The organism is Demequina sp., assembly GCA_024707205.1.
In the GTDB taxonomy this organism is placed as follows: Bacteria; Actinomycetota; Actinomycetes; order Actinomycetales; family Demequinaceae; genus Demequina.
The window spans coordinates 1,707,800-1,722,074 of sequence record JANQAD010000001.1 but is presented as its reverse complement, the minus strand read 5'-3'; the positions used below and the strand labels follow the sequence as shown (position 1 = coordinate 1,722,074).

11 protein-coding genes, 1 tRNA gene and 2 pseudogenes are annotated in these 14,275 nt (G+C 68.4%); 4 read left to right on the top strand and 10 right to left on the bottom strand.

Going from position 1 to position 14,275, the window contains the following annotated elements:
- Positions 1-255 precede the first annotated feature (255 nt).
- Together NVV57_08850 and NVV57_08845 are read left to right on the top strand one after the other, a co-directional pair.
- Positions 256-1,776, top strand: coding sequence for a sugar ABC transporter ATP-binding protein (locus NVV57_08850; protein ID MCR6712784.1), 1,521 nt, complete (start codon positions 256-258; stop codon positions 1,774-1,776).
- A gap of 47 nt (positions 1,777-1,823) precedes the next feature.
- Entirely contained in the window at positions 1,824-2,819 is a 996-nt protein-coding gene (locus NVV57_08845; protein MCR6712783.1) for an ABC transporter permease, read from the top strand.
- A 12-nt stretch (positions 2,820-2,831) separates the two neighbouring features.
- Here the strand turns inward: NVV57_08845 and thrB are convergent, their stop codons facing one another.
- The 6 genes and pseudogenes from thrB to argS all read right to left on the bottom strand — a co-directional run bounded on the left by thrB (position 2,832) and on the right by argS (position 9,412).
- A complete protein-coding gene (thrB, locus tag NVV57_08840; protein ID MCR6712782.1) occupies positions 2,832-3,737 on the bottom strand; it encodes a homoserine kinase in 906 nt (301 codons plus the stop codon).
- 2 nt (positions 3,738-3,739) lie between these two features.
- Positions 3,740-4,798 (bottom strand): threonine synthase, encoded by a 1,059-nt coding sequence (gene thrC / locus NVV57_08835; protein ID MCR6712781.1) that lies wholly within the window; start codon positions 4,796-4,798, stop codon positions 3,740-3,742.
- Positions 4,798-6,079 (bottom strand): annotated as a pseudogene (locus NVV57_08830) (homoserine dehydrogenase). The gene thrC and the pseudogene NVV57_08830 overlap by 1 nt, the downstream one beginning before the upstream one ends.
- 72 nt (positions 6,080-6,151) lie before the next feature.
- The gene (locus NVV57_08825; GenBank protein MCR6712780.1) at positions 6,152-6,319 is read right to left on the bottom strand and encodes a hypothetical protein; all 168 of its coding nucleotides are present in this window, start codon (positions 6,317-6,319) and stop codon (positions 6,152-6,154) included.
- Positions 6,320-6,407: 88 nt separating this feature from the next.
- Positions 6,408-7,738: pseudogene (gene lysA, locus NVV57_08820) on the bottom strand (diaminopimelate decarboxylase).
- A 3-nt stretch (positions 7,739-7,741) separates the two neighbouring features.
- On the bottom strand, positions 7,742-9,412 hold the full coding sequence (argS, locus tag NVV57_08815) for an arginine--tRNA ligase (GenBank protein ID MCR6712779.1): 1,671 nt from the start codon (positions 9,410-9,412) through the stop codon (positions 7,742-7,744).
- Positions 9,413-9,511: 99 nt separating this feature from the next.
- Between argS and NVV57_08810 the strand changes: the two genes are divergently transcribed.
- A complete protein-coding gene (locus tag NVV57_08810; protein ID MCR6712778.1) occupies positions 9,512-11,389 on the top strand; it encodes an NAD-binding protein in 1,878 nt (625 codons plus the stop codon).
- A gap of 3 nt (positions 11,390-11,392) precedes the next feature.
- Here NVV57_08810 and NVV57_08805 read toward each other — a convergent pair whose 3' ends face one another.
- Positions 11,393-12,130 (bottom strand): MBL fold metallo-hydrolase, encoded by a 738-nt coding sequence (locus tag NVV57_08805; protein MCR6712777.1) that lies wholly within the window; start codon positions 12,128-12,130, stop codon positions 11,393-11,395.
- Between the two features lie 19 nt (positions 12,131-12,149).
- Positions 12,150-12,479: a hypothetical protein gene (locus NVV57_08800; protein MCR6712776.1), complete on the bottom strand. Its 330-nt coding sequence runs from the start codon at positions 12,477-12,479 to the stop codon at positions 12,150-12,152.
- A gap of 63 nt (positions 12,480-12,542) precedes the next feature.
- On the opposite strand from NVV57_08800, the gene NVV57_08795 reads away from it, so the two are divergent.
- Positions 12,543-12,615: transfer RNA gene (locus NVV57_08795), tRNA-Arg, on the top strand.
- A 257-nt stretch (positions 12,616-12,872) separates the two neighbouring features.
- Here the strand turns inward: NVV57_08795 and NVV57_08790 are convergent.
- Together NVV57_08790 and NVV57_08785 are read right to left on the bottom strand one after the other, a co-directional pair.
- A complete protein-coding gene (locus NVV57_08790) occupies positions 12,873-13,748 on the bottom strand; it encodes an aldo/keto reductase (GenBank protein MCR6712775.1) in 876 nt (291 codons plus the stop codon).
- 9 nt (positions 13,749-13,757) lie between these two features.
- Complete coding sequence (locus NVV57_08785; GenBank protein ID MCR6712774.1) at positions 13,758-14,252, bottom strand: hypothetical protein; 495 nt, start codon at positions 14,250-14,252, stop codon at positions 13,758-13,760.
- Positions 14,253-14,275: the final 23 nt, after the last annotated feature.

Here is a 14,275-nt window from a genome sequence, read left to right as displayed (position 1 = left end):
TTTGCCAGCAATCAGAGGCCACCCAAGGTGGAGCCGCTTCGGTCCGTCGGCCTTCGATGTCCACACTGACCTGGTCAATGTAACAGAAAGTGATGTCCCTCGCGCAACTTATGCATGTTCATCGACATAACGATTCTGCAACGACGCGGCCTTCTCTCAGGCCGCAATTTGTACGTGTTTCTCGCTCAGGACACGGCTCAATCGCGGGAAATCAGGTACTCGCCCGGTAAAAGATTGGTGTGTTATGTTGTGTCCGTGATCGAAGACGACCACCCCGCGTCATTACTCGAGGTGCGGGGCCTCACCAAGTCATTCGGCCCCGCGAAGGCGCTCAAGGGGGTAGACCTTGACGTGCGCCCCGGCGAGGTGCACTGCGTGCTCGGGCAGAACGGCGCAGGCAAGTCAACGCTCATCAAGACGCTCTCGGGAGCGCATCAGCCGGACGAGGGCGAGATCCGCTGGCAGGGCGAAGCCGTCACAATCGCCAATCCGGTCGCGGCGCTGGAGCTCGGCATCGCCACGATGTACCAGGAACTCGACGTGGTCGACGGCCTCACCGTCGCCGAGAACATCTACTTGGGCCACGAGCTCTCGACCGGCGGCGTGCTGAACCGCAGGGCGGCTAACAAGGCGACTCGCGAACTCATGGCTCGCCTCGGCCACCCCGACCTCACACCATCGCGCGAGGTGGGCAGCCTCTCCCCCGCCAACAAGCAGATCGTGGCGATGGCGCGCGCGCTCAGTCACGACATCAAGCTGATGATCATGGACGAGCCCAGCGCCGTGCTCGACTCGGAGGAGGTGGACAACCTCTTCCGAATCGTCGAGGAGCTCACCGATCAGGGCATCTCCGTTATCTACATCTCGCACCGCCTCGAGGAGATCGAGAGGATCGGCGACCGCATCACGGTGCTCAAGGATGGGGCGAGCACCGCCTCCAACCTCCCGGTGGCGACGACTCCCACCCGCGAGCTGATCGCGCTCATGACGGGGCGCACCATCGAGCAGGTGTTTCCCCCGCGACCGGGCGTCGCGGCGGATGCGCCCCAGGTCCTCGAGGTCGAGGACCTTTCGCTCGGCCGCCTGTTCAGCGGCGTGAGCCTCTCGGTTCGGGCAGGAGAGATCGTGGGCCTGGCCGGGCTCGTCGGCTCCGGTCGCTCGGAGATCCTCGAGACGATCGCCGGCTATCGCAAGGCCACAGCCGGCACGGTGCGCGTCAAGGGAACTGACCTCCCGCACGGTTCCGTTGAGCGCGCCGTCGAGGCGGGCATGGGCCTGTCTCCGGAGGAGCGCAAGAGTCAGGGCCTGCTCCTCGAGGAGCCGATCTTCAAGAACGCGACGCTCTCGACCTTCTCTCGGTTCGCCAAGGGGCCGTTCCTCGACGAGGCAGCCGAGCGCCAGGCGACCGCGGAGCAGATGAAGGCGCTGCACCTTCGCCCCGCAGAGCCGAACCGCGTCACCCGCACCCTGTCCGGCGGCAACCAGCAGAAGGTCATGCTCGCCCGCTGGCTCATCCACGGCACCGAGGTGCTGCTGCTGGATGAGCCCACCCGTGGCGTGGACGTCGGCGCCCGCGTCGAGATCTACGGCCTGATCCGCGAGCTCGCGGCTCGTGGCACCGCGATCCTCGTGGTGTCGAGCGAGATCGACGAAGTCCTTGGCCTCTCGGACCGGGTGCTCGTCATCTCCGACGGCCACGTGATCGATGAACGTCCAGCAGACCAACTAGACGAGCACGGCGTGCTCGACCTCGTGATGAAAGGAAGTGCCGCGTGAGCGAGGAGATCAAGACCCGTAGCGACGGCCCCGGCGACACCCCTGGCATCGACTCGCCACCTGCGGAGTCAGGCCGCCGCCTCCGGGTGCCCGCCTCGGCGGGCCGCAACGCCGGCCTCGTGATCGCGCTGCTGGTCCTCGTGGTGGTGGGCTGGATCACCGCGGGCTCCACCTTCATGCAGGTGGACAACTTCCTGGTGATTCTGCGCCTCGCCTCGGTGATCGGCGTAGTGGCGATCGGCGTCACCTTCGTCATCACGGCCGGCGGCATCGACCTCTCCGTGGGCTCGGTGCTCGGCCTGTCGAGCGTGGTGGCGACGCTCGGCGCGGTCCAGACCGCAGCGTCGGGCTTCTGGCCATTGATGGTCTTTGCCGCACTTGCCACAGGAATTGTCGCCGGACTCACGAACGGGCTCATCATCGCCTACGGCAAGGTGGTTTCGTTCATGGCGACGCTCGCGATGCTCGTCGCCGCTCGCGGCGCGGCGGAGCTGATCTCTCAGCGGCAGACCCAGGTGATCAGCAACACGGGCTTCCTGAAGTTCTTCCGCGGCGATCTGCTGGGCATCTCCTGGGTCATCTGGATCTTTGCGGCCGTTGCCGTCGCCGGCTGGTTCCTGCTCAACCGGACCACGTTCGGCCGCCGCACCGTGGCGATCGGCGGCAATGCCACCGCGGCGCGGCTCGCGGGCGTCAACGTCAAGCGCCACACGATGTACCTCTACATGCTCTCGGGAGGCGCGGCGGGAATCGCGGCGACGATGCTGCTGTCGCGCACCACGGCCGGCACGTCCACGCACGGTCAGCTGTATGAGCTCGACGCGATCGCTGCGGTGGTCGTTGGCGGCACGCTGCTCGTTGGCGGCCGCGGCACCATCGGCGGCACGGTGCTCGGCGTGCTCCTCTTCGCCACCTTGACCAACGTGTTCACGCAGAACAACCTGTCCACGTCCGTCCAGCTCGTGGCCAAAGGCGTGATCATCGTGGTCGCGGTCATCCTGCAGCAGCGCTTCGCCAACCGCGAGGGCACGGCGAGTCCGTAGGCGAGCGCGCCGCTAGAGGCGCCTGGCCCTGGCCCCCGCAACCGGCCCGACGGTGTGGATCAGTTCCCACGTTTGCTCGCCGATGCCCTCTGGCCAGGTGAGGCCGGCAAGGTCCGTGCCCAGCACCAGCACGGACGGGCCGGCTCCGGAGACGACAGCCGCAAGGCCCTGGGCCCGCAGGTGCTGCAGCATCGCGACCGCGGGCGCCATGACGTCCGCTCGATAGGTCTGGTGGAGCTTGTCCTCGGTGGCGGGCAGGAGCAGCTCCGGGTGGCCGCCGAGGGCGTTGACGAGCAGCGCGGCTCGACCGACGTTGAACGCCGCATGGGTGTGCGGCACCTGGGGCGGGAGCACCGCGCGCGCCTCCTTGGTGGGAAGCGTCGACTCTGGAATCAGCACGGCGGTCTCGATCGCGGGGTCGAGCGCGAGTTCCGAGGCGTGCGCGCCCTCGGAATCCACCCACGCGACCGTGGCGCCGCCGTAGATGGCGGGCGCCGCGTTGTCTGGGTGTCCCTCGAAGGCGGTGGCCAGGCGCAGCGCTGCCGCGGCGTCAAGGGCCTCCGGCTCGGCGAGCATCGCGCGCGCGGCCGTGATGCCGGCGACGACGGCAGCCGCCGACGACCCGAGCCCCTTCCCGTGCGGGATGCGGTTGGTGGCGCGGATCTCGAGACCCACTTGCGACGCGCCCACCGAGTCGAGCGCCTCGCGCAAAGCGCGGACTACCAGGTGCGATTCGTCCCGAGCGAGTGTCTCAGCGCCCTCGCCGAAGATCTCGATGGTGGTCTCGCCGGAGGCGACGGCCTTGACCTCCACCTCATCGCGAACGCCAAGCGCCATGCCGAGAGCGTCGAAGCCGGGACCCAGGTTGCCGGCCGTTGCCGGGACCGAGACGACGACGTGATCGGCGACGAGGCGCATGGCTACAGCCCCAGCGCGGCCGCCGCCGCCTCAACATCAACGGGGATCACCACGGGCTCGATCTCGCGCCCCGCGAGCGCCGTCGCGGTGTCCTTGAGACCGTTTCCAGTGACGGTGATCGTGATCTTGGCCCCGCGCGGCACCTCGCCGAGCGCGCCGGCCGCGAGCAGCCCGGCAACTCCGGCCGCGGACGCGGGCTCGACGAACACGCCGACGTCGGCAGCGAGGCGCGCCTGCGCCGAGAGGATCGAGGCATCGGAGACCGCGCGGATCCAGCCGCCGGACTCGTCCCTCGCGGCTACGGCCAGGTCCCACGACGCGGGATTGCCGATGCGGATGGCGGTCGCGACGGTCTCCGGGTCCTTGATGGGGTGGCCGGCGACGAAGGGCGCGGCCCCGGCCGCCTGGACGCCCCAGATCTTGGGCAGCTTGGTCGCGACCCCAGCGGCGGCGTACTCGCGGAAACCCATCCAATACGCCGAGATGTTGCCCGCGTTGCCCACCGGAAGCATGTGAATATCAGGGGCGTCGCCCAGGGTGTCGACGATCTCGAAGGCACCTGACTTCTGCCCGTGCAGCCGATACGGATTCACCGAATTCACCAGTGCAATGGGGTAGTCGTTCGAGAGCGACCGCACGATGTCGAGGCACTCGTCGAAGTTGCCGTCCACCTGCACCAGGTCCGCGCCGTGCATGATCGCCTGGGCCATCTTGCCGGCCGCGATCTTCCCCTGGGGGATCATCACGACGCACCGCAACCCAGCGTGAGCCGCGTAGGCCGCTGCGGAGGCGGAGGTGTTGCCCGTCGAGGCGCACACGACCGTGTGGTCGCCCTCCTTCACCACCTGGGTGAGCGCCGCCGTCATGCCGCGGTCTTTGAACGATCCGGTCGGGTTCATCCCCTCGACCTTGACGAAGACCTCCGCGCCAACCTCGCGCGAGATGGACTCGGCGTAGACGAGCGGCGTGCCGCCCTCGCCGAGGGTCACCACCCGGTCCTCGGCCGCGAACGGCATGAAGTCCAGGTACTCGCGGACAACGCCCTGCCACTGGTGAGCCATTACTCCCCTTCAATCCTCAGCACGCTCGTGACCTCGGCCACCGCGTCAAGCCCGCGCAGGTCCGCGACGGTCGCGGCGAGGTCGCGTTCACGAGCTCGGTGCGTCGAGATCACGAGCCCCGCGGTCCCCTGCCCCGACACCTGCCGAACGGTCTCTATCGACACCCCGTGCCCGGCGAACACCTCGGCAACGCGCTGCAGCACGCCGGGCCTGTCGGGCACGTTCATCCGCACGGAGTACCTGGTAAACACGTCATCAATGGGAACCACGGCATTCGCCGCATAGTTGGACTCGCGGGGACCCTTGCCGCCCAACGCGCGGTGCCGGGCCACGCTCACAACGTCACCCAAGACGGCCGACGCTGTTGGCACCCCCTCCCGCGCCCTTGCCGTAGAACATGAGCTCACCCGCCGCTGCCGCCTCCACGAAGATCGCGTTGTAGGCGCCGTGGACGCCAGCGAGCGGGTGGGAGGCGGGCACCAAGGCAGGGTGAACGCGAACGGCGACCGCGCCGTCGGCCCTCTCCGCGATGGCGAGAAGCTTGATGACCTGGCCGTTGTCGCGGGCGGAGGCGACGTCGGCGGCCGTGATGCCAGAGATGCCCTCGCGGTAGACATCCGCGAGCGAGACGCGCTGGTGGAACGCGAGCGAGGCGAGGATGGCGGCCTTGGCGGCAGCGTCGAAGCCATCGACGTCCGCGGTGGGGTCCGCCTCGGCGTAGCCGAGGTCCTGCGCCTGCTTGAGCGCGACCTCGTAGGAGAGCCCGCGCTGGGTCATCTCGTCGAGGACGAAGTTGGTGGTGCCGTTGACGATGCCGAGGATGCGCTCCACCTGGTCACCGGCGAGCGACTCGCGGACCGGACGGACGATGGGGATGGCGCCCGCGACGGCGGCCTCGAAGTAGAGGTCGGTCCCGGCGGCGTCGGCGGCCTCGAAGAGCTCGGGGCCGTGCGCGGCGAGGAGCGCCTTATTCGCGGTGACGACCGACGCTCCCCCGGCGAGAGCCGCGAGAATGAGTTCGCGCGCGGGCGAGATGCCGCCCATGAGCTCGATCACCACGTCGGCGCGGGCGACGAGTCCGAAGGCGTCCTCCGTCAGGAGACTCGAGTCGATGCCTTCCCGGGGCACTGACGCGTCGCGAACGTAGACGCCCGCCAACTCGAGTGGGGCACCCACGCGAGCCGTGAGGTCATCGGCGTGCTCCGTGAGCAGGCGCACCACCTCGCGCCCAACCGTGCCCGGGCCAAGGACGGCCAGGGCAAGGGGTCGAGGCTCAGACACGGCACCAACTCTAGCGGGGGCAGGGCCAACCCCTGGCGCGCGCGACGAGCGAGCCCGCTCCCGGAGTGGGCGTCACACCATTGACTGGTTGCCGCCCGGCCCGCCAACACCCGCCGACGCGAATCCCACGATGGACGCAAAACGCCGCAGCCATGGCTGCGGCGTGAGTGTCACTTCGTCGGGGGCATCGGCGGAGTCAAGGTCCGTCATGATGGGACGGTCGTCGTCGTTCGAGTCCATCGGAGGGCCCCTTTCCCTTGCTTGGCCACAGTATGGCCCCGCTGACCGCTGGTAGCAAGCGCAACTTGGGCGTTCCTTAGGGAACGCTTTACCAAACGTCCCAGTTGAGCAGATCCTCCATGGTGTCGCGGCGGATGTGCACCGTCGGCTCGCCGTCCTTGACGGACACCACCGCGGGCCGCAGCACGGCGTTGTAGTTGCTCGCCATCACCCGGCCGTAGGCGCCCGTGGCGGGCACGGCGAGCAGGTCTCCCCGCGCGATGTCCGCGGGCAGCTCCACGTCCCGCACCACGATGTCGCCGCTCTCGCAGTGCTTGCCCACCACGCGCGACAGCGTCGGCTCGGCCTCCGAGAGACGCGAGGCAATGGCCGCCGTGTACTCGGCGCCGTAGGTGATAGTGCGCATGTTGTCGCTCATGCCGCCGTCGACGGCCACGTACTGACGCGAGCCCCCGTCTTCGAGCGCCACGTGCTTCACCACGCCGACGCGGTACAGAGTCAGGCCCGCAGGCCCGGCAATGGCTCTACCAGGCTCGATGGAGAGGTGAGGCCACGACCCCCTGACGCCTCCACGGCCGCGGCAACAGCGTCGGCCATGCCGAAGGCAGCGTCACGGGGAGCGAGCTCCTCGCTGTGGGGCGTGTAGCGGATGGCGTAGCCGCCGCCGAGGTCCACCTCGGGGAGCTCCACGCCGGTCTCCACCGTGAAGGCCGCGCGCAGGCGCATCATGCGCTCGGCGGACTCGCGGAAGGCGTCGAGCGACAGGATCTGGCTGCCGATGTGGGTGTGGATGCCGAGGAGTCGCAGGCCCGGAGCGTCGTGGCACGCGAGCAGCGCCTCGTACGCGTCGCCCGCGGCGAGTGAGAGGCCGAACTTCTGGTCCTCGTGGCTCGTGGCGATGTACTCGTGGCCGCCCGCGTGGACGCCCGTGGTCACGCGCACAAGCACGGGTGCCGTAACCCCCTTCTCGCGCGCGATCGCGTCCAGCACCTCGATCTCCGTGAACGAGTCAACGACGATGCGGCCCACACCCACCTCGAGGGCGCGGCGCAACTCGGCGTCCGATTTGTTGTTGCCGTGCAGGCCGATGCGCGAGGCGGGCATCCCGCCGCGCAGCGCCAGCTCCAGCTCGCCGCCGGACGCGACGTCCATGTGCAGGTCCTCGTCGAACATCCACCGCGAGACGCGCGACGAGAGGAACGCCTTCGACGCGTAGTAGACGTCCACCTCGGCGCCGTGGCGGCCGAACGCGGCGGCGAAGTGGTCGCGGAAGTCCGCGGCGCGCGTGCGGAAGTCCGCCTCGTCAATGACGTAGAGCGGGGTGCCGAACTGGCCCGCGAGTTCGCGAAGGTCCGCGCCTCCGACGCTGATGGCGCCGTCCGCGCCCCGGACCGCCGAGTGTGACCAGGGGCTTTCCACGCGCTACATCCGTTCCGGGGCCGAGACCCCGAGCAGAGCGAGCCCGTTGCGCAGCACCTGGCCAGCGGCGTCGTTGAGCCACAGGCGGGTGCGGTGCAGGTCCGAGACCTGCTCGTCGCCGAGCGGGGTCACGCGAGTGCGGTCGTACCAGCCGTGATACGCCGCCGCGAGCTGCTCGAGGTAGCGGGCAACGCGGAGCTGCTCACGGAACTCGACGGCCTGCGTGACGACGCGCGGGAACTCGCCCAGGATGCCCAGCAGGGCGGCCTCGGACTCGTGCGTGAGCAGTTCGGGTGCGAAGCCGTCCTCGCGGCGAATGCCGTACTCGGCGGCGTTCCGGGCCACCCCGGCCGTGCGCGCGTGCGCGTACTGCACATAGAACACGGGGTTGGAGTTGGACTGGGACGCGAGCAGGTCAAGGTCGATGTCGATGTTCGAGTCCGCCGAGGAGCGGACCAGGGCGTAGCGCGCGGCGTCGACGCCAACGGCCTCCACGAGGTCCTCGAGCGCCACCACGGTCCCGGCGCGCTTGGACATCCGCACCGGCTCGCCGTCCTTGACGAGGTTGACCATCTGGCCGATCTTGACCTCGACGTTCTCGGGGTCGTCGCCGAACGCGGCGGCCGCGGCCTTGAGCCGCGCGATGTAGCCGTGGTGGTCGGCGCCGAGCAGGTAGATGCACAGGTCGGCGCCGCGGTGGCGCTTGTCCTGGAAGTACGCGAGGTCGCCGGCGATATAGGCGGGACGGCCGTCGGAGCGGATGACCACGCGGTCGCGGTCGTCGCCATAGTCAGTGGAGCGCAGCCACCAGGCGCCCTCCGACTCGTAGAGCGCGCCGGTCTTCTTGAGGTGGGCGATCGCCTTGTCCACGGCGCCCGAGTTGTGCAGCGAGTCCTCGTGGAAGTACACGTCGAAGTCCACGCCAAAGTCGTGGAGCGACTTCTTGATCTGCTCGAACATGAGGCCGACCCCGCGGTCACGGAAGAACTCGAAGGCCTCGTCTTCGGGGAGCTCCAGCGGGTCCGCGTCGCCCGCGGCCATCGCCTCCACCATGACCTCGTTCGCGATGTCCTGGATGTACTCGCCCGCGTAGCCGTCCTCGGGCGCCTCTTCACCCTTGATCGCGGCGAGCAGCGACGCGGCGAAGCGGTCGATCTGCGCGCCATGGTCGTTGAAGTAGTACTCGCGAGTGACCTGAGCACCGTGGAATTCGAGCAGCCGCGCGAGCGAGTCGCCGACCGCGGCCCAGCGGGTACCCCCAAGGTGAATGGGGCCAGTGGGGTTCGCTGAGACGAACTCGATGTTCACGTGCTTGCCGTGCAGGGACTCGCCCGAGCCGTAACCCTCGCCGAACTCGACGATTCCGCGCGCGAGCTCGCCGGCAGCGTCGGCCCGGAGCCGGATGTTGAGGAAACCGGGGCCCGCCACCTCGAGCGACTCGATGCCGGGCTCGGCCTCGAGCAGCGCGGCGAGCTTCTCCGCAAACTCCCGGGGAGTCAGGCCGGCCCGCTTGCCGAGCTGCATGGCGACGTTGGTTGCCCAGTCGCCGTGGTCCCGCTGGCGCGGGCGCTCCACGCGCACCTCGCCGATGTCGCCGTCGATCGCGAACGTGCCGTCGGCGACGCCCGCCTCGATGGCGGCAAGGATGGTTGCGGTCAGTTCCTCTGGGGTCACCCGTCAAGTCTAGTCGCGAGCCCGTCACAGGCATCTTCCCTCCTAGAGGCCTTGCCGCTAGCATGCGCTGGAACGTTTCGGCCCAACGAGGGGACCCCCATGGCCAAGCCAGGTATCAGCGCTCGGTTGCGTTACCGCTTCGACAACCTGATGGCGCGAGGCAACGTCGCCGTCATTGGACTGCTGGGGCTGATCAGCCTCATCTGGGTGATCGTCGCCGGCCTCGTCGCCTTCATCTTCAACGTGTTTCCCTCCGACTCCGGCGGCTACACGTTCATCGAGGCCATCTGGCGACAGCTGACCTTCACGCTGGACCCCGGGACCTTCTCGGGTGACATCGGCTGGCCGTGGCGGCTGCTGTCGCTCCTCACCACGCTGTTCGGTGTGCTCGTGGTCGCGAGCCTCATCGGTGTCGTGTCCGCGGCGTTCGACGACCGTATCGCGGCTCTCCGCAAGGGCCGTTCCGCGGTGGTCGAGAATGGCCACACCGTGATCCTGGGGTGGAACTCCAAGGTCTTCACCATCATCTCGGAACTGGTCATCGCCAACGAATCGGAGAGCAAGCCCGTGGTTGTGGTGCTCGCCGATCGCGACCGCGTGGACATGGAAGAGGCCATCGCGGAGAAGGTCCCCCAGTTGAAGAACACCAAGGTCGTGTGTCGATCCGGCAACCCTCTGGATCAGGACGAGCTGCTGCGCGCCAACCCGTTCGAGGCGAAGTCGCTCATCGTGCTCGGCGACGAGGACGCCCCTGACACCGACGCGACCACCATCAAGACCGCACTCGCCCTCACCAACCACCCGGAGCGCCCGGAGGGCGAGATCACGGTGGTCGGCGAGATCAATAGGCCGGAGAACCTCCCTATCGCCAAGCTCGTTGGCAAGGACGAGGCCCAGTGGATCCTCCCGCTCGAGACGATCTCCAAGGTGACCGTGCAGACCTGCCGCCAGTCGGGCCTGTCCCGCGTCTACACGGAGCTGCTCCAGTTCGACGGCGACGAGATCTACTTCACCGACCAGCCGTCGCTCGTTGGCCTCACGTACCTCGAGTGCCAGATGCGGTTTGACTCGTCCACCGTGATCGGCGTCATCACACAGGAAGGCGCCTTGCTGAACCCGGCAGCCGACCGCACGCTGGGTGAGGGCGAGCAGCTGATCGTGATCGCGGAGGATGACTCGACGATCGCCCTCGCCGCCCAGCGTGGCGTCGCCAACGACGCCCACGTCACGGGTCTGCCCGCAGTGGAGATGGCTCCCGAACGGACCCTCATTCTCGGCTCGCACTCGCAGCTGCCGCTCATCGTCGGCGAGCTTCACGAGTACGCGCCCGCGGGTTCAGTGGTGACGATCGTGACGGACTACAAGCTCCCCAAGCTCGCGGAGACGCCCGGGCTCGAGGTGGAGATCAAGCGCGCCAACACGACCAACCGGGCCGCCCTTGAGGCCCTAGCGCCGGAGACCTACGATCACATCCTGGTGCTCGCGTACCGCGATCACCTCGATATGGAGACAGCGGACTCCCGGACCCTGGTCACGCTGCTTCAGCTACGCGAGCTGGCGTCGGAAGCGGGCACCAACTTCAATATCGTCTCGGAGATGCTCGACGACAGGAATCGCCGCCTCGCCGAGGTCACCAAGGCAGACGACTTCATCGTCAGCGACAACCTGATCAGCCTGATGATGGCCCAGATCTCCGAGAACCCTCAGCTCAACGAAGTGTACGGAGTGCTGTTCTCCTCGGACGGCCCTGAGATCTACCTGCGTCCTGCGGAGTGGTACGTCGAGCTGGGCGTCCCGGTGAACTTCTTCACGGTTGCCGCGGGCGCCGCGAAGCGCTCCGAGACGGCGATCGGCTACCGCGACGTGACACCGGAGGGCTTGGGCGACGCCCGCGCAACCATTCGCATCAACCCCGCCAAGCAGGAGGAGCGCGTCTACAACGAGGGCGACCTCATCATCGTTCTTGCGGAGGACTGAGCGTCACGCCAGGTCGGTTATGACACCCGGCTCAAGGATTCTCAGCCGGCCCGACGCTCCGCTCCAGTTCTCCTGCAACGTCGCCCCTGGCTCGCTGAAGTGGGCCCAGTCGTCGGTGTGGACGGGAACGATGAGCACGTCCGGCCACAGGTTGGCGACCTCGAAGACGCGGGCCGCGTCTAGAGTCAGCGGGTCCGGGCCGCGGTTGGCCACGCGGGCCGCTCCCGCGCACAGGATCGCGAGCGCGACCTCAGGGAATGCGGCCGCGATCTCCCTCGCCACCGCAACCTCAGAATTGTCTCCGGAGAAGTAGACGGTGGGCGCGCCGTCGGCCTCAAGGACGAAGCCGATGACGGGGCCTGTGTGCTCGGCGACGTGCGGCGGGCCGTGGAGCGCCGGCACGGCGGTGACCGTGGCGGCGCCAACCTGCACCGACGTCCACGGCTCGAGGCCTATCGTGCCTGGCACGCGGGCGGCGCCGGCCGTGGTCGTGATCGCTACGGGCACCTGCGCCAAGACGGCGCGGCCCTCGGGGTCGAGGTTGTCCGGGTGGTGGTCATGGGAGACGAGCGCGAGGTCGATCGCTCCAAGGCGCTGCACGGGCAGCGCGGGGCCGCGGGTCTTGGTGAGGCCGCCGTACTCGCCGGGCTCGCTGAACGTGGGGTCGGTGATGACGGTGAGGCCTGCGTAGGTGAAGACGAGGGTGGGGCCGCCGACGAGGGTGGCGGTTACAGCGGTCACGCCCACGCTGCGACGCCCACTACTTCGTAACCTCGACGTGCGTCGCGGTGCATTGCGCGGGGATCGATGCGGTGCAGACCGACACGGTGACCTTCACCTCGTCGCCGCGCTCAACTTCCTCTGGCTTGGCGCCGTCGAGGTCCCGCGCTGCCACCGTGATGATCGCGTTGTTGAGGCTGCTCTGCGGCACTGTGGAGAAGACGAACACCAGCGGGTCGCCGCCCTCTTGCACGGAGGAGACGGTGCCCTCCTGGGTGACGGCGTCGTCGTCCTTGCCGCCGCCGCAGGCCGCAAGAGCTAGTGCGATGGTGAGGGCTGCGAGCATCTTCGCGGGTGTCCTGAGCGCCATACGGACATCATGGCACCGCCGCGCCTGCTGGTATCCTCGGTGAGCCGCATTTCGGTGCGGCATGCCCCCGTAGCTCAGCGGATAGAGCGCCGGTTTCCGGTACCGAAGGTCGCAGGTTCGATTCCTGTCGGGGGCACTTTGTGTTTAGGCACGCTGCGCATACCTCCGGGCCACAATCTCCCTGGTTTAGGCACGCTACGCATACCTTCCCCCACCGAGGCGGCGACCGATCCCACGAGCGATCCCCTCCGCGGCGTGCGAGGCTCCGCCTACCCATTCACACGCGCAAAGTATGCGCAACGTGCCTAAACGAGCCCGGGTTCGCCTCCGCGGTATGCGCACCTTGCCTAAACCGTGGGTGCGGGGGGTCTAGCGACGCGGCGCAGGGTGACGCTAGCGCGTCAGCCCCACCGAGGCATCGAGCGCGGCCAAGTCCTCGGCCGTCAACTCCACCTCACCGGCACGCGCGGAATCGGTGACCGACTCCGGACGCGACGCCCCAGGGATCGGCACCACGGAATCGGACAGCGAGAGCTCCCACGCGAGCGCCACCTGCTGGGGCGAGACCCCGTGCGCGGTCGCAACAGAACCGAACGCCGCGTGCCGGGACCCCAGAGCACCGGCAGACGAGATTCCGCCAAGCGGCGACCACGGCAGGAACGCCATCCCGTTTTCCACGGTGTACTGGAGTTCGCCATAGGTGGTCGCGAATCGCGGCGAGAACTGGTTCTGCACCGACACCAGCCGCCCACCGAGCACCTCATCGGCGGCGGCAATCATGGCGATCTCCGCGTTCGAGACGCCCGCCATCTGAATGACGCCCTCGTCAAGCAGCTCGGCGAGCGCGCCCACCGAGTCCGTGTAGGCAACCGAGGGATCCGCGCGGTGGAACTGGTACAGCCCAATGGCCTCCACCCCAAGTCGCAAACAGGACGCCTTCGCCGCGGCCTTCAGGTACTCGGGATGCCCGTTCCGCAGCCACGAGCCGTCGCCGGGCCGGATCAGTCCGCCCTTGGTGGCAACGAGCACGTGGGAGGTGTCCGCGCCATAGGTTCGCAGCGCCTCGGCGATGAGGATCTCGTTGTGCCCCGTCTCATTCTCGTCCCGGTTGTAGGCGTCCGCGGTGTCGATGAACGTGACGCCCGCGTCGAGCGCGGCGTGGATCGTGGCGATCGAGCGCTCGCGGTCCGGCCGCCCCTCGATCGACATGGGCATGCCGCCTAGGCCTATGGCGCTGACGGTCCGGTCGCCTATCCGACGCTGCTGCATGGTGTCTCCTTAAGGCTGGCTTGGGCTTGGGGATGGGGATGGGGAAGTGGTGGGCTCTACCAGGGACGTCACCGTCACCGAGGTGACCTTGCCGTCCTGCATCTCGGCAACGCATTGCGCGTGGGACTCGTCATTGAGCTGCCACACCACGGTCATCTTCTCGCCGCCCGAGGCGACCAGGTCCTCTGCCTCGCGATCGCGAGCGTCCTGCTGCTCGCCAGTAAGCGTCTGCTCCTGCGCCACGCCAAGACTCACCATGCGCGCGTCGAGTTCCTGCCACTCGGTGGCCGCGAAGATGTCGCCGCCGGTGATGCCGGGTCCCTTGGGGTGCTGGGCCTTGTACTCGGCCTCGCACGCGTCGGCTGCGGCCTGCTTCTCGGGCGACAGGTCCGCGCGCACCGCGTGCGCAATCAGGGCGCCGACGATCACCAGGAGCGCGACGCAACCGGCGATGGTCACGGGAAGCCAGGTGCGGGGCGCCTCGTCCGGCTGGGGCTGGGTCACCGGTAAAGCCTACGTCGGGCCTG